At 66.5% G+C, this 18,852-nt stretch carries 16 protein-coding genes; 13 read left to right on the top strand and 3 right to left on the bottom strand.

What is annotated here, in order from left to right; genetic code table 11:
• Together R6258_RS15000 and R6258_RS14995 are read left to right on the top strand one after the other, a co-directional pair.
• Positions 1 to 1,104: elongation factor 1-alpha C-terminal domain-related protein (locus R6258_RS15000; RefSeq protein ID WP_318452258.1), on the top strand; the 1,104-nt coding region annotated here is incomplete at its 5' end.
• Positions 1,105 to 1,395: 291 nt separating this feature from the next.
• A complete protein-coding gene (locus R6258_RS14995) occupies positions 1,396 to 1,875 on the top strand; it encodes a 20S proteasome subunit A/B (RefSeq protein ID WP_318452254.1) in 480 nt (159 codons plus the stop codon).
• 105 nt (positions 1,876 to 1,980) lie between these two features.
• On the opposite strand, the gene cmoB is transcribed toward R6258_RS14995, so the two are convergent.
• Both cmoB and cmoA read right to left on the bottom strand, forming a co-directional pair.
• A complete protein-coding gene (gene cmoB / locus R6258_RS14990; protein WP_318452251.1) occupies positions 1,981 to 2,973 on the bottom strand; it encodes a tRNA 5-methoxyuridine(34)/uridine 5-oxyacetic acid(34) synthase CmoB in 993 nt (330 codons plus the stop codon).
• A 2-nt stretch (positions 2,974 to 2,975) separates the two neighbouring features.
• The gene (cmoA, locus tag R6258_RS14985; RefSeq protein ID WP_318452242.1) at positions 2,976 to 3,773 is read right to left on the bottom strand and encodes a carboxy-S-adenosyl-L-methionine synthase CmoA; all 798 of its coding nucleotides are present in this window, start codon (positions 3,771 to 3,773) and stop codon (positions 2,976 to 2,978) included.
• A gap of 220 nt (positions 3,774 to 3,993) precedes the next feature.
• Here cmoA and pgi point away from each other — a divergent pair, with 220 nt between their 5' ends.
• The 9 genes from pgi to R6258_RS14940 all read left to right on the top strand — a co-directional run bounded on the left by pgi (position 3,994) and on the right by R6258_RS14940 (position 15,972).
• Positions 3,994 to 5,664: a glucose-6-phosphate isomerase gene (gene pgi / locus R6258_RS14980; RefSeq protein ID WP_318452228.1), complete on the top strand. Its 1,671-nt coding sequence runs from the start codon at positions 3,994 to 3,996 to the stop codon at positions 5,662 to 5,664.
• 29 nt (positions 5,665 to 5,693) lie between these two features.
• Positions 5,694 to 6,332, top strand: coding sequence for a YqiA/YcfP family alpha/beta fold hydrolase (locus R6258_RS14975; protein ID WP_318452225.1), 639 nt, complete (start codon positions 5,694 to 5,696; stop codon positions 6,330 to 6,332).
• A 25-nt stretch (positions 6,333 to 6,357) separates the two neighbouring features.
• Positions 6,358 to 8,238 carry a DNA topoisomerase IV subunit B gene (gene parE, locus R6258_RS14970; RefSeq protein ID WP_318452222.1) on the top strand — a complete coding sequence of 627 codons (1,881 nt, stop codon included), beginning with the start codon at positions 6,358 to 6,360 and terminating at the stop codon, positions 8,236 to 8,238.
• A gap of 222 nt (positions 8,239 to 8,460) precedes the next feature.
• Positions 8,461 to 10,713 (top strand): DNA topoisomerase IV subunit A, encoded by a 2,253-nt coding sequence (parC, locus tag R6258_RS14965; RefSeq protein WP_318452217.1) that lies wholly within the window; start codon positions 8,461 to 8,463, stop codon positions 10,711 to 10,713.
• 134 nt (positions 10,714 to 10,847) lie between these two features.
• Positions 10,848 to 12,074 carry a phosphoserine phosphatase SerB gene (gene serB / locus R6258_RS14960; protein WP_318452212.1) on the top strand — a complete coding sequence of 409 codons (1,227 nt, stop codon included), beginning with the start codon at positions 10,848 to 10,850 and terminating at the stop codon, positions 12,072 to 12,074.
• A gap of 78 nt (positions 12,075 to 12,152) precedes the next feature.
• Positions 12,153 to 13,865 (top strand): HD domain-containing phosphohydrolase, encoded by a 1,713-nt coding sequence (locus R6258_RS14955; protein ID WP_318452205.1) that lies wholly within the window; start codon positions 12,153 to 12,155, stop codon positions 13,863 to 13,865.
• 155 nt (positions 13,866 to 14,020) lie between these two features.
• Positions 14,021 to 15,073 carry a M4 family metallopeptidase gene (locus R6258_RS14950; protein WP_318452196.1) on the top strand — a complete coding sequence of 351 codons (1,053 nt, stop codon included), beginning with the start codon at positions 14,021 to 14,023 and terminating at the stop codon, positions 15,071 to 15,073.
• A gap of 8 nt (positions 15,074 to 15,081) precedes the next feature.
• Positions 15,082 to 15,450, top strand: coding sequence for a protealysin inhibitor emfourin (locus tag R6258_RS14945; RefSeq protein WP_318452190.1), 369 nt, complete (start codon positions 15,082 to 15,084; stop codon positions 15,448 to 15,450).
• Positions 15,451 to 15,720: 270 nt separating this feature from the next.
• A complete protein-coding gene (locus R6258_RS14940) occupies positions 15,721 to 15,972 on the top strand; it encodes a TIGR02647 family protein (RefSeq protein WP_318452188.1) in 252 nt (83 codons plus the stop codon).
• 47 nt (positions 15,973 to 16,019) lie between these two features.
• Here R6258_RS14940 and epmB read toward each other — a convergent pair whose 3' ends face one another.
• Entirely contained in the window at positions 16,020 to 17,060 is a 1,041-nt protein-coding gene (gene epmB, locus R6258_RS14935) for an EF-P beta-lysylation protein EpmB (RefSeq protein WP_318452186.1), read from the bottom strand.
• A 103-nt stretch (positions 17,061 to 17,163) separates the two neighbouring features.
• Between epmB and efp the strand changes: the two genes are divergently transcribed.
• Complete coding sequence (gene efp / locus R6258_RS14930) at positions 17,164 to 17,730, top strand: elongation factor P (RefSeq protein ID WP_318452181.1); 567 nt, start codon at positions 17,164 to 17,166, stop codon at positions 17,728 to 17,730.
• 134 nt (positions 17,731 to 17,864) lie between these two features.
• A complete protein-coding gene (epmA, locus tag R6258_RS14925; RefSeq protein ID WP_318452179.1) occupies positions 17,865 to 18,833 on the top strand; it encodes an EF-P lysine aminoacylase EpmA in 969 nt (322 codons plus the stop codon).
• The last annotated feature ends 19 nt before the right edge of the window (positions 18,834 to 18,852 follow it).

Raw genomic sequence — 18,852 nt, 5'->3', positions numbered from 1 at the left:
GGGCACGAGCAGTACACCCGCAACATGGCCACCGGCGCCTCCACCGCCAGCCTGGCGGTGATCCTGATCGACGCGCGCCACGGCGTGCAGACCCAGACCCGACGGCACAGCTTCATCGCTGACCTGCTGGGCATCCAGCACCTGGTGATCGCCATCAACAAGATGGACCTGGTCGACTATTCCCAGGCGCGCTTCGACGAGATCGTCGTCGAGTATCGCGCGTTCGCCGAGAAGCTCGGCGCCCGCGACATCCGCTTCGTGCCGATCTCCGCGCTGGAAGGCGACAACGTCGTCAACCGCAGTGACAACATGCCCTGGTACTTTCAGGAGAACTACCAGGGTGAGCCGCTGCTCGAGCTGCTCGAGACCGTCGAGATTTCACACGACAGCAACCTCGCCGACCTGCGCTTGCCGGTGCAGTACGTCAACCGCCCCAACCTCGACTTCCGCGGCTACGCCGGCACGCTCGCCGCCGGCATCCTGCGCCCCGGGCAACGGATCAAGGCGCTGCCCTCGGGCAAGACCAGCCAGGTCGAGCGCATCGTCACCTTCGACGGCGATCTCGACGCCGCCTACCCGGGCCAGGCGATCACCGTCACCCTGGAAGACGAGATCGATATTTCGCGGGGGGACTGGCTGGTCGCCGCCGACGCCGAGATCGCGCTGTCCAACGCCTTCGAAGCCGACATCGTGTGGATGCACGACAGCGCGCTCGAGCCCGGCAAGCTCTACGACATCAAGCTCGCCACCCGCGATCTCGCCGGGCAGGTCAGCGCCATCGACTACCAGGTCGACGTCAACACGCTCGAGCATCACCGCGCCGAGCGGCTCGCGCTGAACGCCATCGGCCGCTGCCGGGTCGAGCTGACCGCACCGGTGCCGGTCGACGACTACCGCGCCAGCCCGGGCACCGGCAGCTTCATCGTCATCGACCGGCTGAGCAACATCACGGTCGGCGCGGGGATGGTGCGCGGCGCACTGGATAGTGCAGCCGCAGCCGGCGAGGTCGACTGGCAGGCCTTCGAGGTCGAGCTCAACGCGCTGGTTCGCAAGTATTTCCCGCATTGGGAGGCGAAGGACGTACGCGAGCTGTTGGCCAAGTAGGCCGCGAAAGCCGTGCGCTACGTCCCAGCGCCCCGCCGGTTTCAACACCGGCGGGGCGCTGTCGTTTGCGGCGTCAAACTCTCGATTAACCTGCCACGAGCGGCGTTACTCCTCGCTTGGTTCGGGTCTTGAGCAGGCATGATGAATGACGATTTCTTCCATGTTCTGCCGTTACTGTTCTCGAGACAGGGCGAGGAATGTGCGAGCCCACAATAAGTAAATCCATAACAAGCAAGCCCATGAGAAGAAAATGCCCTGAGCATTTCGCCTGAACATCCGAGAGGTACGCAGATGACCACTATCGTATGGGATGGAGCGACACTGGCGACGGATTCGCTGATCAGCGTGAACGGATCTACCTACAATCACGCCCAGAAGCTTTTCAAACTCGACAATGGTGAGTGGGTGGCCTTCGCCGGTGAGCAGCAGGGCTGGTGGGAGGTCATGGAATGGCTGAATGCCGGCGCGCCGAAGAACGCCAAGCCCAACGTATCGCGGATCGAGATGATCATCGCCGGTCCCGACGGCGTCTATGAGATGTTCGACCGCCTGGTCAGGATGCCGGTGAACGGCCCGGTGGCCTACGGTACTGGTTGGAAGTGGGCGCTGGCCGCCATCGATCACGGCAGGAGTGCGGTGGAGGCGGTCGAGTACGCGGCGACGCGCGACCACGACACGGGCGGCGAGATACAGTCGGTCGACGTGATGGCTCAGGCCGGGATGTCGTTCGATGCGCTGATACGGGAAGCCGGCACGGCAACCGTCGAATAGACGCTGACGAGAAAATTCTCGCCATAGGACGCTCTCGATTCTGAAGCGCTTTTGGACTCTCGGTGAATTTTCCCATCGACCCGCCCATCGGCGGGTCGCTGCGTTTCAGGGCTTGTTGGCGATGATCACAGTGCGGCGCGGTGCCGGATAACCCTCGACCGTCCGGGTTCGATCCTCTGGATCGAGGAAATCGGCCAGCGACTGGAAGGTCATCCACTCGGTACTGCGCTGCTCGTCGAGGCTGGTCGGTGCCTCGTCGACCACTCGCACGTTGATGAAGCCGCAGCGTTCCAGCCAGCCGCACAAGGCCGACGACGAAGGCAGGAAGTAGACGTTGGGCATCCGCGCATAGCGCTCGCCGGGCATCAGCACCGTCGTCGCGTCGCCCTCGACCGCCAGCGTCTCCAGCACCAGCTCGCCGCCCGGGCGCAGGGCGCCGCGTAATTGCAGCAGGTGATCGAGCGGCGAGGCGCGATGGTAGAGCACGCCCATCGAGAACAGCGTGTCGAAAGCCTCGAGATTGGCCGGGACATCCTCGATGCCCACCGGCAGGAAATGGGTGCACCCGCCGTCGGTGTCGCCGACGAAATGGCGCACCGCCTGGAACTGGTAATAGAAGCGCGGCGAGGGGTCGATCACCAGCACGAACGCCGCGCCGGCTCCGGCCATGCGCCAAGCGTGGTAGCCGTTGCCGCCGCCGACGTCGAGCACCCGGCGGCCCGCCAGCGGCGCCAGGTGCGGGGCGACGCGCTGCCACTTCCAGTCCGAGCGCCATTCGCTGTCGATATCGATGCCGGCAAGCCGATAGGGGCCCTTGCGCCATGGCATCAGGGCCTTGAGCAGGTTATGACAACGGCGCCGGTCGGCCTCGGTGAGCGCGACATCGACGCTCACGGTGTCGCGGTCGAGGGCGATGTCGCGCGCCTCGGCGAGTTCGGGCAGCTTGGCCACGGCCTTCTCCCAGCCGGGCAGATCGCCGTGGCGCTTACGATCGAGCCCGCGCGCGAGCTGCTCGGGCAGGCGCGCCAGCCAGGCGTGCAACTGCTGGTCGACGAAGGCGTGGTAGAGCGCCTGTTGGGCACGGTCGGTGACGTCCACGTTCAGCGTCGCTCCTCTTCGCTATGCCAAGCATCCCTTGGCCGAGCGTCCCGATACTGGGCGTCCTTGAACGCGATCATCGAGGCGAAGTTGAGGTACTGGAACCAGGTTGAACTCCGGGCGAAGCCGGCCCGCGCCAGGCGCGCATGATGGGCCTCGAGCGTGTCCGGAACCAGCACGTTTTCCAGCGCGGTGCGTTTCTGGCTGATCTCCAGCTCGCTGTAGCCGTTGGCGCGCTTGAAGTCGTGATAGCGCTCCACCAGCCAGGCGTTCTCGGCTTCGTCGGCGGCGACGATCTTCTCCGAGAGCACCAACACGCCGCCCGGCTCGAGTGCGTCGTAGAGCGACTTCATCAGGTTGTCGCGCTCGCCGGGGGCGAGAAACTGCAGGGTGAAGTTGAGCACGATCATGCTCGCCGGACGGTAATCGAAGTGGCGGATGTCACCCTCGACGACCTCGATGGCGTGCTCGGGGCATTCGGCGGCGAGCGTCTCGCGGGCGCGGGCGACCATCGCCGGCGACAGGTCGACGCCGGTCAGCGAAAACGCCCCGGGCGGAAGACGCCCGGCCAGTGCCAGGCTCACCGCGCCCAGCGAGCAACCCAGGTCGTAGACATGGCCGCCGTGGCGCAGATGGCGCTCGGCGATCACCCCGAGCATGCCGAGGATCTGGCCGTAGCCGGGGATCGAGCGGCGCACCATGTCGGGGAAGCAGGCGACCACCTGCTCGTCGAAGGAAAACGTCGCGACCCGGTCGAGGGGTGTCGTGAAGATCGCGTCACGGTAAGATGCATCACTCATGGGCGTTCGCTAAGCAGACTTGGTGAAGGTGGGGGGCGGAGAACCGGCGTGATGAAGCGCCGCCGCAGTATGCCGCAATAGCAACGCAACAGCAGTAAGAGTGCCGTGCGGCAAATGCCGACAGTTTACCCACCGGCCGAGCGGCTTGCACCCGCCGCGACGCCGCCCTGTCACGACCGCCGGTCGTACGATACGCAAGGATCCGTTCAAGGAGGAGCCGATGACCGAAGCCAAGACGATCGACCAGCATCCCGCCTGGAAGGCGCTGCTGGGACACGCCGAAACGATGCGCCACGTGCATCTCAAGGACCTGTTTCACGAATCCGGCCAGCGCTACCCGGATTTCAGCCGCCGCGCCGCGGGCCTGATGCTGGATCTCTCCAAGCAGCGCTGGCGTCGCGAGACGCTCGACAAGCTGCTCGAACTGGCGCGTGTCGCCGGCGTGCCCGAGGGCATCGAGCGGCTGCTGGCCGGCGAGCGGGTCAACCTGAGCGAGGATCGCCCGGCGCTGCATACCGCGCTGCGCCTGCCGGCGGACGCGCACCTCGAGGTCGAGGGCGAAGACGTGGTGCCGGGCGTGCATCGCACCCTGGAGCGCATGGAGGCGATGGTCGACAAGTTCCATGCCGGCCAGTGGCGCGGTGCCACCGGCAAGGCGGTCACCGACGTGGTCAATCTCGGCGTGGGCGGTTCGGACCTGGGGCCGCTGATGGTCACCCATGCGCTGGCCGACTACCGCCCGCGCGACATCCATCCGGTCGAGGTGCATTTCGCTTCGACCATGGACGGCTCCCAACTGGCCGACTACCTGACGCGCTTCAACCCCGAGACCACCCTGTTCGTGCTGTCGTCGAAGTCGTTCACCACCATCGACACGCTGTCCAACGCGCGCACCGCCCAGGACTGGCTGATGGGGCATCTGGTCAACGGCCGCGGCGATCGCGACCTGGTGATGCGCCAGCACTTCATCGGCGTCTCGGCGAGCCCCGAGAAGATGAGCGAGTGGGGCATCAGCGAGGCCAACCAGCTCGAGTTCTGGGAGTGGGTCGGTGGTCGCTATTCGCTGTGGGGGGCCATCGGCCTGCCGATCGCCGTGGCGGTGGGCATGGACAACTTCCGCGAGCTGCTCGCCGGCGCCCACCAGATGGATCGCCACTTCGCCAGCGCGCCGCTCGATGAGAACCTGCCGGTGCTGCTCGCTCTGGCGGGAATCTGGAACGTCAATTTTCTGGATATCCGCGCCCATTCGATCCTGCCATACGACGGCCGGTTGGAGTTCTTCGCCAGCTACCTCGAACAGCTGGAGATGGAGTCCAATGGCAAGTCGACCACCAATGATGGCCAGACCACGCCCTACTCGACCTGTCCGGTGCTCTGGGGGCAACTGGGGCCCAACGCCCAGCACGCCTTCTATCAGCTGCTGCACCAGGGCACCCAGCCGGTCGAGTGCGATTTCATCGCGCCGATGCGCCGTTACGATCGTATCGAGGACGACGCCACCCGCGCGTTGCTCAAGGAACAGCATCGTCTGACCCTGGCCAACTGCTTCGCCCAGTCGCGGGTGCTGATGCTAGGCGACGAGGCGATCGAGGACGACGGCCCGCGGCCCAACCACAAGCGCTATCGCGGCAACCAGCCGTCGACCACGGTGTTGCTCGATCGCCTGACGCCGCGCACGCTGGGCTCGCTGGTGGCGCTCTACGAGCACAAGGTGTTCGTCCAGGCGACCATCTGGGACATCAACCCGTTCGACCAGTGGGGCGTCGAGCTGGGCAAGAAGATCGCCACCCAGACCGAGCGCGTACTCGCCAGTCGCGAAGGCCTCGAGGCGCTCGACGAATCCAGCCGCCACCTGATCGAGGCGGTCTGGCGTGCCGAGGAACAACGCTGAATGCTGTTTATCTGTCCAGGTTTTAGGGTATGCTGAGAGGCCCCTGGCAGGTCGCCCCGGTCGACGGGGTGCTCTATCTGCACGGTTTCAACAGCGGTAGCGATTCGCCCAAGGCGCGCCTGATGCGCGAAGCCTGTGCGCGCATCGAGCACCGGGGCGGGCCGTTGCCGTGTCGCACGCCGCACCTGTCGCACCGGCCCGCCGAGGCCCTGGCGAGCGCCGAAGCGGCGCTCGCCGAACTCGGCGACAACGTATTGCTGGTGGGTAGCTCGATGGGCGGCTTTCTGGCTAGCGTGTTGGCCGAGCGCCACGATCTGGCGGCGGTGCTGATCAATCCCGCGGTGAATCCCGCGCGTCTAGTCGGCGCCTGGTTGGGCATGGCATTCGTCAATCCCTACAGCGGCGAGCGCTTCACCATCGAGTCGGCGCACCGCGACGAGCTTGCGGCGCTGTCGCCGGTGCGGTTCACGCCCGAGCGTTACCTGCTGCTACTGGGCACCGCCGACGAGACGCTCGACTGTCGCGAGGCATTCGACGCCTATCGCGGTTGCCGCACGCTGATCGAAGCGGGCGGCGATCACGGTTTCAGCCGGCTGGCGGCCTACTTGCCGGCGGTGCTGGCTCACGGTGGGCATGCCCTCGGCGAGCCGCTGGCGGCCATTCAATGATTCCTGACAGCCTGATGGACAATGCATGACGCAATACAGTGCCACTTCCATTGAAGTCCTTTCCGGTCTCGAGCCGGTGCGCAAGCGCCCCGGCATGTATACCGACACCACGCGCCCCAACCATCTGGTCCAGGAAGTCGTCGACAACAGCGTCGACGAGGCGCTGGCCGGTCATGCCCGGGAAATCCGCGTGCGGCTCTACGAGGATGGCGGCATCGAGGTGACCGACGACGGCCGCGGCATGCCCATCGATATGCATCCCGAGCATGGGCTTTCCGGGGTCGAGCTGATCCTCACCAAGCTGCATGCCGGCGGCAAGTTCTCGCAATCGAGCTATCGCTTTTCGGGCGGGCTGCACGGGGTCGGCGTGTCGGTGGTCAACGCGCTGTCCACCCGTCTGGAGGTGGAGGTCTGCCGCGACGGCGAGCGCCATGGAATCGCCTTCGCCAAGGGTGAGAAGGTCGAGGAGCTGTCGGTGATCGGGACGTGCCCCAAGCGCGCCACCGGTACCGTGGTGCGCTTCTGGCCGGAGCTCGAGTACTTCGATTCGCCGCGACTGTCACTGCCGCGGCTCAAGCATCTGTTGCGTGCCAAGGCGGTGCTGTGTCCGGGGCTCAAGGTGATCCTCACCGAGGTCGACGGCACCGAGAGCACCTGGCAGTACGAGGATGGCCTGCGCGACTACCTGGCCCAGGCCACCGACGGCTACGAGGTGTTGCCGGCGTCGCCATTCGTCGGCCACTTCGCCGACGACGAGCAGGGCGTCGACTGGGCGATCCAGTGGCTGCCCGAAGGCGGCGAGCCGCTGATGGAATCCTACGTCAACCTGATACCCACGCCGCTAGGTGGCACCCACGTCAACGGTTTTCGCTCGGGCCTGCTCGAGGCGCTGCGCGAGTTCTGCGACTACCGCAGCCTATTGCCGCGTGGCGTCAAGCTGACCGCCGACGACCTGTGGGAGCGGGTCTCGTTCGTGCTTTCGGTGAAGATGCTGGACCCGCAGTTCGCCGGCCAGACCAAGGAGCGGCTCTCCTCGCGCACCGTCGCCGCCTTCGTCTCGGGGGTGGTCAAGGACGCCTTCTCGCTGTGGCTCAACCATCATGTCGACCAGGCCGAGGCGCTCGCCGAGCTGGTGATCAGCGCCGCCCAGCGTCGTCAGAAAAGTTCCAAGAAGGTGGCGCGCAAGAAGGTCACGTCGGGGCCGGCGCTGCCCGGCAAGCTGGCCGACTGTTCGGGGCAGGACCCGGTGGCCAGCGAGCTGTTCCTGGTCGAGGGCGACAGCGCCGGCGGTAGCGCCAAGCAGGCGCGCGACCGCGAGACCCAGGCGATCCTGCCGCTGCGCGGCAAGATCCTCAATACCTGGGAAGTCGAGTCCCACGACATCTACGGCTCCCAGGAGGTCCACGACATCGCCGTGGCGATTGGCGCCGACCCGGCCAGTGCCGACCTGACCAAGCTGCGCTATCACAAGATCTGCATCCTCGCCGACGCCGACTCCGACGGCCTGCACATCGCCACGCTGCTGTGCGCGCTGTTCGTACGGCATTTCCCGGCGCTGGTCGATGCCGGCCACGTCCACGTCGCCATGCCGCCGCTGTACCGCATCGACCTGGGCAAGGAGGTGTTCTATGCCCTCGACGAGAGCGAGAAGGCGGCGATCCTCAAGCGCCTCGAGGGCAAGCGCGGCACCGTCAACGTTCAGCGCTTCAAGGGGCTGGGCGAGATGAGCCCGCTGCAGTTGCGCGAGACCACCATGGCGGTGGACACCCGCCGGCTGGTGCAACTGACCCGCGTCGAGGGTGACGGCACCAGCGAGATGCTCGACATGCTGCTGGCCAAGAAGCGCGCCAGCGACCGCAAGGGGTGGCTCGAGGATTACGGCAATCTCGCCGATATCGAAGTCTGAGCTACAAGCTACGAGCTACGAGCTACGAGCTTAGAGCTTCGAGTCAAAGAAGGGATTGCGAACTGGCGATAGTCGCCGTTAACAAGTTGCGGATTCGAAAATGAAGTCTGCCAGCCTACTCGGGTTGCTCGTAGCTCGCGGCCCGTAGCTCGCGGCGGCTAGAAGGTTTAACGAGGGCGCTGCCCTCGACGATTCAACAATCGTGAACAAGGTCAAAACCTTATGACCATGGATATCCAGGTTGCGGAGGGCGACGTCGAACGCCTGTCGCTCCGCGAATATACCGAGAAGGCGTACCTCGACTATTCGATGTACGTGATTCTCGATCGTGCCTTGCCGCACATCGGCGACGGCATGAAGCCGGTCCAGCGACGCATCATCTACGCCATGCGCGAGCTGTCGCTGACCGCCAACGCCAAGTACAAGAAGTCGGCGCGTACCGTCGGCGACGTGCTGGGCAAGTTCCACCCCCACGGCGACAGCGCCTGCTACGAAGCCATGGTGCTGATGGCGCAGTCGTTCAGCTACCGTTACCCGCTGGTCGACGGCCAGGGCAACTGGGGTAGCCCGGACGACCCCAAGTCGTTCGCGGCGATGCGCTACACCGAGGCGCGGCTGTCGAAGTTCTCCGAGGCGCTGCTCTCCGAGCTCGGCCAGGGCACCGTCGACTGGATGCCCAACTTCGATGGCACCATGAACGAGCCGGCGGTACTGCCGGCGCGGTTGCCGCACGTGCTGCTCAACGGCGCCACCGGCATCGCGGTGGGCATGGCCACCGACATTCCGCCGCACAACGTGCGCGAAATCGTCGACGCGACCTGCCACCTGCTGCGCCATCCCGAGGCCACGGTCGGCGACCTGGTCGAGTACGTGCCGGCGCCGGACTTCCCTACCGAGGCCGAGATCATCTCCTCGCGGGCCGATCTCGCCAAGCTCTACGAGAGCGGCCGCGGCTCGGTCAAGCTGCGTAGCCGCTATACTCTGGAGGACGGCAGCATCGTGGTCACCGCGCTGCCCTACCAGGTCAGCGGCTCCAAGGTGCTCGAGCAGATCGCCGCGCAGATGCAGGCCAAGAAGCTGCCGATGGTTGCCGACCTGCGCGACGAGTCGACACATGAAAACCCCACCCGACTGGTGATCGAGCCGCGCTCCAACCGCGTCGACATCGAAGCGCTGATGGCGCACCTGTTCGCCACCACCGATCTCGAGAAGGGCGTGCGCGTCAATCTCAACATGATCGGGCTCGATGGCCGCCCACGGGTGCTGGCGCTGCACGAGATCCTCGGCGAATGGCTGAAGTACCGTCGCGCCACGGTGCGCCGGCGGCTCGACTACCGCCTGGGCAAGGTCGAGGATCGCCTGCACATTCTCGAAGGCCTGCTCGCCGCGTATCTCAACATCGACGAGGTGATCCGTATCATCCGCGAGGAGGACGAGCCCAAGCCGGCGCTGATCGACGCCTTCGGACTCTCCGAGCGCCAGGCCGAAGCGATCCTCGAGCTACGCCTGCGCCACCTGGCCAAGCTCGAGGAGTTCAAGATCCGCGGCGAGCAGGACGAGCTGCTCGCCGAGCGCAAGCGCCTCAAGGAACTGCTGGGCAACGACGCCGCGCTGACCGACCTGATCGAGCGCGAACTGCGCGAGGCCGGCGAGAGCTTCGGCGACCCCCGGCGTTCGCCGATCGTCGAGCGCGGCGAGTCCAGGGCGCTGTCCGAAGTCGAGCTAATGGGGGCCGACCCGATTACCGTCGTGCTCTCCGAGAAGGGCTGGATCCGCTCCGCCAAGGGCCACGAGATCGACCCCACCGGGCTGGGCTTCAAGTCCGGCGATCGCTTTCATCTGGCGGCGCGCGGCAAGACCAACCAGCCGCTGGTGCTGCTCGACGACAGCGGCCGCAGTTATACCCTGGCGGCGCACAACCTGCCCAGTGCACGTAGCCAGGGCGAGCCGATCACCGGGCGGGTCAATCCGGCCGCCGGTGCGCACATGGTCGGGCTTATGCTGGCGCCGCCCGAGAGCCGCTACCTGCTGGCCTCGGATGGTGGCTACGGTTTCGTGGTGCGGCTCGACGAACTGGTCGGCAAGAACAAGTCCGGCAAGTCGGTACTCAGCGTGCCCAAGGGCTGCAACGTGCTGCCGCCCCAGGCCGTGCCGCGCGACACCGAGGCGCGCGTCGCGCTGGTCTCCAATGAGGGCCGCTTGTTGGTCTTCGCCATCGATCAGCTCCCCGAGATGGCCAAGGGCAAAGGCAACAAGATGCTCGACATTCCCGGCGCGCGGGCGGCGAGACGCGAGGAGTTCGTGCGCGACCTGGTGGTGATGCCGGCCGGCGCGGCGCTGGTGATCCACGCCGGCAAGCGCAAGCTGACCCTCAAGGCGAACGATCTCGACTACTACGCGGGCGAGCGGGGACGCCGCGGCAGCAAGTTGCCGCGCGGTTTCCAGAAAGTCGATCGTCTCGAGGTAGACTCTTGAGCTTCGGGCTTCGGGCTTCGGGCTTCGGGCTTCGGGCTTCGGGCTTCGGGCTTCGGGCTTCGGGCTTCGGGCTTCGGATTTTAGCTCGCAGCCCGTGGCGCGTTGCTCGCGGCTATTCATGAATTGAGGTGGCAATGACGCAACGTATTCTGATCCGGGCGACCGGCAGCGCGCGCCCCGGCCAACTGGCCGGGCTGGGCCGGGCGATGGCCCGCTGCGGCGCACGCCTGCTCGACATCAACCAGAGCGTGACCTTCGGCATGGTCTCGCTGGAGGCGCTGGTCGGCCTCGACCGTGACAGCGAACTCGAGGCGACGCTGGCCGCAGCCGGAGAGAGCCTGGGGCTCGATATCCAGGCCCACCAGGTCAGCGCCGAGGACTACCATCGCTGGAGCGTCCAGGCCAGCCGGCCACGGCTGATCCTGACGCTGCTCGCGCCGCGCCTGCCGGCGGGCATTCTCGCCGAGGTAGGCGCGCTGACCGCCGAGCACGGCCTGACCGTGGAGCTGATCCACCGCCTGTCCGGGCGTGAACCGTTGGATGGCGAGGCGCCGGCACACGGCGCGTGCATCGAATGCTGGCTGCGCGGCGAAGAGGTCGACCTGCCGGCGCTGCGCGAGAAGGCATTGAAGCTCGGCGCCATGCATGGCGTGGATATCGCCCTGCAGGAGGATTCGATCTGGCGTCGCCACCGTCGGTTGATCTGCTTCGACATGGACTCGACGCTGATCAAGGCCGAGGTGATCGACGAGCTGGCGCGCCGCCACGGCGTCTTTGAAGAGGTGGCCGCGATTACCGAGCGGGCGATGCGCGGCGAGCTGGATTTCCAGCAGAGCTTTCGCGAGCGCATGGCTAAGCTCAAGGGGCTCGACGAATCGGTGCTCGCCGAGATCGCCGAGCAGCTGCCGTTGATGGACGGCCTCGAACGGTTGATGACGCAGCTCAAGCGGCTGGGCTATCGTACGGCGATTCTATCCGGCGGGTTCACCTACTTCGCCCGCCACCTGCAGGCGCGCCTGGGCTTTGACGAGATCTATGCCAACGAACTGCTGATCGAGGACGGCAAGGTCACCGGCGAGGTACGCGAGCCGATCGTCGATGCCGAGCGCAAGGCGGCTCTGTTGCGCGAGATCGCCGAGCGCGAGGGACTGGCACTGGAGCAGACCATCGCCGTCGGCGACGGCGCCAACGACCTCAAGATGCTGGCGACCGCGGGCCTGGGCATCGCCTTTCGCGCCAAGCCGCTGGTCAAGAGTCAGGCGCGTCAGTCGATATCTACATTGGGGCTCGACGCGGTGCTCTACCTGATCGGCTATCGTCAGGCCGATCTCGAGGCCGGCCCAGGGGAACTCGAGAACTAACGCAGAAACCATAACGATAACCGCAGCGGCTGCGCTTGCATCGAACGGCGGCCGGCGCTGATTGATCCGGGAACAAGCATGGAGTCGATAACCGAGACGCCGAACAACGTCGTTGAGCATGAACGCGAGATCGCGGCGCTGCTGGAAGGGCTCAGCCAGCCCGGCGACGTCTCGCTGGTCTTCGAGGATGAAGACAGCGGCGCCGAGCCGATTTCGGTGCTGTTGGTCGACGTCGAGCCGCAGTCGCGGTTGATCCTCGACGTGACCGCGGCGCCGGAGGCCGTCGGCGGGTTGCGCGCCGAGCGGGCCTTCCGGCTGACCGGCCAGGCCCAGGGGGCGATGGTCGCCACGCCCCCGCTGACCGCCACGCCGCTCGACGGCGTGGCAGGGCGTGTGCGCTTCGCCTGTGGCTATCCCGAGCGGCTCGATGTCTGGCATCGTCGCAACGCCTTTCGCGCCGAGATCGGCCCGGGCATGGCGGTGGCCATCGAGATGGATCTGGCCAGCAAGGGCAAGACCGTGCATGGCGAGCTGATCAATCTGTCGCTGGGCGGTTGCCTGATTCGCCTGCCGCTGGGCGAGGCGGTCGATCTCACCCAGGGCGAGCCGCTCAAGCGTCTCGAGGCGATCTTTCCGAGCGGCCAGCGTTTCACGACTCCCGGCGAGGTGCGCCACGTCCAGGCCGACGATCGATGGCAGCAGGCGATGGTCGGCTTCGCCTTCAACGAGGCCACACCGCGCCTCGAGCGCCAGGTCTGGTTTCTGGTCAAGGAGATCGAGCGCGAGCGCGCAAGGACCGGGATCGAGGGCAAGTCACTGTCGCCCTCGGCGTTGTTCAAGGCTTCGGACAAGGTGCCCGAAGCCCCAGTCAGCAAGGTCGCCAAGCCACGCTACGCCACGCCCATGGCACGCCGCCTCGCCAAGGTCGCCGATTTTCTCAACGGTCAGATGCTGCTGCTCAAGCAGGGCAAGCCGATCGACAGCGCGCTGCTGTCGCGCAACGCCGATCTACTGCTCGGCCTGCTCGAAGAGGACAGAGAGGCACTGCTGTTCGCCAGCGTCTGCCTGATTCGCGAGCCGGCGGTGGTCCAGCACGGCCTGGCGGTGGCGATTCGCCTGGCCGATCTGCTCGACACGCGCAGTGCGCCGCGCGAGTTGCGCAAGGCGATCCTCGCCGCGGCGATGATCCACGATCTGGGCAAGGCACTGTTGCCCGACAGCCTGCTGGAAAGCCGTGAGCTCGACGACGAGCAGCGTGCTCAACTCCACCAGCATGTCGGCTGGCTCGCCGCGCGCGCCAATGATTGCCGCTGGCTGGACCCGGGGGTCTTCGCCAGCGTCGCCCTGGCGCTCAACGAGCGGCTCGACGGCAGCGGCTACCCCGAAGGCAAACGTGGTGAAGCATTGCCCGAGCTCAGCCGAATGGCGGCGGTGGTCGACGCCGTCGATGCCATGGGACGCCCGCGCGCCGACCGTGCGGCCTGGTCGACGGCGGCGATCTATCGCCATCTGCTGGGCCAAGGACAGGCCTACGACGTGCAGTGGGTCCAGCGCTACGTACGCCACTTCGGCATTCATCCGATCGGTAGCCTGGTGCGCTATTCGAGCGGTGCGGTGACCTGGATTCATCGCCTCGACGCGCAGCGTCAGCCGGCTTTGGTGCATGTGGTGCGCAACCAGTACAGCCCCAACAAGCGCATCGATCAGTGGGCCCAGGGGCGCGAGCTCGCCCAGCTCGGCAGCATCGAGGCGGGCCTCGATCCGGCCACCGAGGTGCTGAGCCCGGTATAGCCACCGCGAGCCGCAAGCGAGTGCATGCCGGGCCTGGCACGCACTGGATGAGCCGGTCCAGGCGGGCGGGACTGACGGAAGCTGGGATAGCCGCGCCACCTTGAGCCACACTGGGGACAGGCACGCTTTTCGCCGCAGGTCCCAGGAGGTAATGCATGGCTCGACCCGATGACACGATTGCACACCGGGGCTTCACGCCCCCCTACATTCTCGAACGACTGCGTGAGCATGGTAGCCCGCGTCAGCGTCGTTTCGCCGAAGCGACGCTGACCCACGATCGGAGCTTTCGCGCCGTACGCGGTCCCCAGCCAGCCCCGCCGCTGCCCGAGGCCTCGGCGCCGGGCCGGCCGGCTCGCTACATCTATTCCGCCGAGCATAGCGAGACATTGCCGGGACGCCTGGTGCGCGAGGAGGGTCAGCCGGGCGTCGACGATCCGGCGGCCGATGAGGCCTATCGCTGGCTGGGGGCGACCTATCGCTTCTTCTGGGAGGTCTTCGAGCGTCACTCCATCGACGCCAAGGGCATGCCGCTGATCGGTACGGTGCACTTCGGCCAGGACTACGACAACGCCTTCTGGAACGGCGCTCAAATGGTCTTCGGCGATGGCGACGGCGAGCTCTTCCGGCGTTTCACCGTCGCCGTCGACGTGGTCGCCCATGAACTCGCTCATGGCGTCACAGAGCGCGAGAGCGGGCTGGTCTACGCCGGCCAGTCCGGGGCGCTCAACGAATCGCTGTCCGACGTCTTCGGCAGCCTGGTCAAGCAGCACCATCTCGGCCAGCGCGCCGGACAGGCAGACTGGCTGATCGGCGCCGAGCTGCTTACCGAGGCGGTCCAGGGACGAGCGCTGCGTTCGATGGCCGAGCCGGGCAGCGCCTTCGACGATCCGGTGCTGGGGCGCGATCCCCAGCCCGCGCACATGGACCGGTTCGTCGTCACTCAGGCCGACAACGGCGGTGTGCACATCAACTCGGGCATCCCCAACCGCGCCTTCTACCTCGCCGCCCAGGCGCTGGGCGGTTACGCCTGGGAAGTGGCGGGGCGAGTCTGGTACGCGACGCTGCGCGACTCCCGGCTGAGCCCGGATATCGATTTCGCCGGCTTTGCCGCCCTGAGCATCGACAACGCCGATCGACGCTATGGTCGCCAGAGCCGCGAGCAGCAGGCGATCCGCGAGGCCTGGCAGGCCGTCGGGGTGAGGGCATGAGTGCCGATATGAGCGATGCGCACGACCCGTCGCGGCCGGCGCTGGGGCCGCGCAGCCGCCTGATGATCCGTCGCGAGGGTGGCCTGGCGCATTTTCCAGGCCTGGCGGAACCGCGCTGCATTGAGGGCGACAAGTGCACGCCGGGCCAGCGGCGCTGGCTGGAGAGCCTGCTTGCCGCGGCGTTGCGCGATGCGATCGAGGACGAGGCGACCGGCGCCGACCGGCGCTTTTTCCAGCTGACGATCGACGAGTGCGGCGACGGCGAGGCCGCGAGCGCGCCGCGTTGGAGGCTGGTCATCGACGAGACCCGGGCGCCGCGCTCGCTGGTGACGCTGTGGCGGCACGGCGAGCTCGGCGAGGAGCCGGACGATGAATGAATAGATGGCTTGGAGCACATTTCAAAACACTGATAGCGTGGATGACGGGGAGGTTGAAGCAAGGGTCTTTCGCCATGGATGGCGAAAGTAGCGCCCAAGGATGGGTTTACGGCGCCCTTGCGAAAACCTGCCCCGGCTGCAGCGCTCGGTTGTGAAACGCGTTCTTATCCTTTCGTCAGGCACTCGCTCATGGCATACCATCCTGGCCTACAGTGAGCAGGTGGTTCGATGACGCCGGCTTCAACGACAACAACGACGACCGAGGTGCCCATGGCCTTTACTCCCGAGATGTTCGAAGAGCTCAACCTGCTTTGCCTCTACAACCTCGATACCACCCAGGAGGGCATCAAAGTGCACTCCACGGCGGATGCCCAGCGCGTGGCCGCGGCGCAGCGGCTGTTCGAACGGGGTCTGGTGACCCATCCCGATGGCGGCTACCTGACCGGGCTGGGGCATGAGGCCGCCGAGCAGGCGCAACGCTTGCTGACGATTCTGGCCACGCCGGCGGTGACCACCGGCTAGTCCGACTTCCGGCGTGCCCTCGGGCATCGACCCCGCTCCACGAGAAACTACAACGGGGTCTTGCTGGTCTCGCCGGGCACTTCGCGCACCAGCCGCGGCAACAGGAAGCCGGCGACGCGCTCGCGCAGCGCGGCGTGCAGCGTGAGTGCCTCGTCGTCGGGCACGTCGAAGTGCGCCGCGCCGGCTACCGGGTCGAGTACGTGCAGGTAGTAGGGCAGCACGCCGGCCGCGAACAGCGCCTCGGAAAGTTCGGCCAGCGTGATTGCGTCGTCGTTCACCCCGCGCAGCAATACGCTCTGGTTGAGTAGCGTCACCCCGGCGGCCTTGAGCCGGGCGCAGGCGGCGACGACCGCGGCGTCTATCTCGCGGGGATGATTGATGTGCAGCACCATCACCGTCTGCAGTCGTGTCGCGCCGAGCCAGCCGAGCAGTGCCTCGTCGACCCGCTCGGGAATCACCACCGGCAATCGCGTGTGGATGCGCAGCCGGGTCAGGTGGGGAATCTCGGCGAGCCGCTCGCATAACCAGGCCAGGCGCTTGTCGCTGGAGACCAGCGGATCGCCGCCGGAGAGGATTGCCTCGTTGATCGTCGAATCGTCGCGCAGATAGTCGAGCGTCTCTTGCCACTGCTCGCGGGACGGTGAATTCTCGGCATAAGGAAAATGCCGGCGAAAGCAGTAGCGGCAGTTGATCGCGCAACTGGGGCTGGCGATCAGCAGCACGCGCCGGGCGTACTTGTGGATCAGGCCGCGTCGCGGGGTATGTTCGGCCTCTGCCAACGGGTCGCTGACGAAGCCGGTGACGGTGTCGCGCTCGGCGTCGAGCGGCAGCACCTGGCGTAGTAGCGGGTCGTGCGGATCGCCGGGACGCATGCGCGCCAGGTAGGCCTCGGGCACGCGCACCTCGAACAGTTCATGGCCGGCCTTGGCGCCGGGCAGCCAGCCTTCGTCCAGCTCCAGCCGGGCGAGCAGCTCGTGCGGGTCGCGGATCACGTCGCGCAACTGGGCCTGCCAACTGCGTTCGACGGCGACCAGGGCGTCGGCGGGTCGGTTTGCGCGCTGCAAAAGCTTCGGGCTTCGGGTTATCATTTGCCACCATTCAAGGAAGCGAAGGCCCGCGGGCACTTCGCCGTTTCGTACATGCGCGTGGGGGCCACAGCCCGGACCACGCCGAGACCATCAGCGAGGAATCATGGCGAGCTATTCTACCAACGAATTCAAGGGCGGTCTGAAGGTGATGCTGGACGGCGATCCCTGCTCGATCGTCGAGAACGAATTGGTCAAGCCGGGCAAGGGCCAGGCATTCAGCCGGGTCAAGCTGCGCAACCTGATCACCGGGCGTGTGTGGGAGCGCACCTTCAAGTCCGGCGAATCGCTGGAAGCCGCCGACGTGCTCGACCTGGACATGGAGTATCTCTACAACGACGGCGAGATGTGGCACTTCATGAAGACCGACGGTTCGTTCGAACAGTACGCGGTCGACAAGCGTGCCCTGGGCGACACCGAGAAGTGGCTCAAGGAGCAGGTTGCTTACACCCTGACGCTGTGGAACGACAACCCGATCAGCGTGACGCCGCCCAACTTCATCGAGCTGGCGGTCACCGAGACCGACCCGGGCGTCAAGGGCGACACCGCCCAGGGCGGCTCCAAGCCGGCGACGCTCTCCTCGGGCGCGGTGGTCAGGGTGCCGCTGTTCATCAACGAGGGCGAAGTGTTGAAGGTGGATACGCGCTCCGGCGAGTACGTCTCGCGCGCTTGAGTTCCTTGGCTACGAGCTTGCGAACTTCCAGCATTGGCTGATTCTGGTTTTCGCGGCTCGCAGCTCCGAACAGCGACTGTTGTTGGATTTGGCCACGCTTGGGCGTGGCCTTTGCCGTTCTGGAGACTGTGTCGATGGATGACTGGCAACCCACGGCGAGTATCGAAACGTTGCGCGAGCGGGCGCGGCTACTGGCGCGCGTGCGGGCGTTCTTCGCCGCGCGTGACGTGCTGGAGATGGAAACGCCGGTGCTCGGCCACGGCGGCAGCACGGATGTGCATCTCGATGCGCTGTCGCTGACCGCGACCACCGGCGCCGGGCGTGAGCGGCTGTGGCTGCAGACTTCGCCGGAGTTCGCCATGAAGCGCCTGCTGGCGGCGGGCAGCGGGCCGATCTTTCAACTGGCGCGCTGCTTTCGCGACGGCGAAGTGGGCCCGCGGCACAACCTCGAATTCACCATGCTCGAGTGGTATCGCCCGGGATTTTCATTGGCCGAGCTGATCGACGAGAGCGTGGCGCTGGTGCGTGAGGTGCTGCCCGCGGCGGCCGGCGGCGAGCGGCTGCGGCCCTACCGCGAACTGTTTCGCGAGCAGTTGCAGGTCGACCCGTTCACCACGCCGCTGGCCTCGCTACGCCAACTGGCCGGCGAGCGCGGCGGGCTGGACATGGATGACGCCGACCGCGACGGCTGCCTGGACCTGCTGATGGGCCTGGTGATCGAGCCGACGCTGGGCCGCGAGGGGATCGACGTGGTCATCGACTATCCGGCCAGCCAGGCGGCACTGGCACGCCATCATCGCGACAGTGAAGGCGAACTCGTCGCGGCGCGCTTCGAGCTCTATGTGGACGGGCTCGAACTGGCCAACGGCTATGACGAGCTCACCGATGCCGCCGAGCAGGCGCGGCGCTTCGCCGCCGACAATGCGCAGCGGCGCGAACTGGGCAAACCGCTGGTGGACGTCGACGAGCGTTTGCTCGCCGCGCTCGAGGCCGGCATGCCGGCGGGCAGCGGCGTCGCACTGGGCATCGACCGGCTGATTCAGCTGGCGCTGGGCAAGGGGCGTGTCGAGGAGGTGATGGCCTTCGCCAGTCCGCGCTGTTGAAGGTCGGACGGTGCTACGC

Origin of the sequence: Halomonas sp. HP20-15 (assembly GCF_033446685.1) — a bacterium.
Taxonomy (GTDB): domain Bacteria; phylum Pseudomonadota; class Gammaproteobacteria; order Pseudomonadales; family Halomonadaceae; genus Modicisalibacter.
The sequence above is the reverse complement of the archived record's forward strand: the minus strand, read 5'-3'. Positions and strand labels throughout refer to the sequence as shown.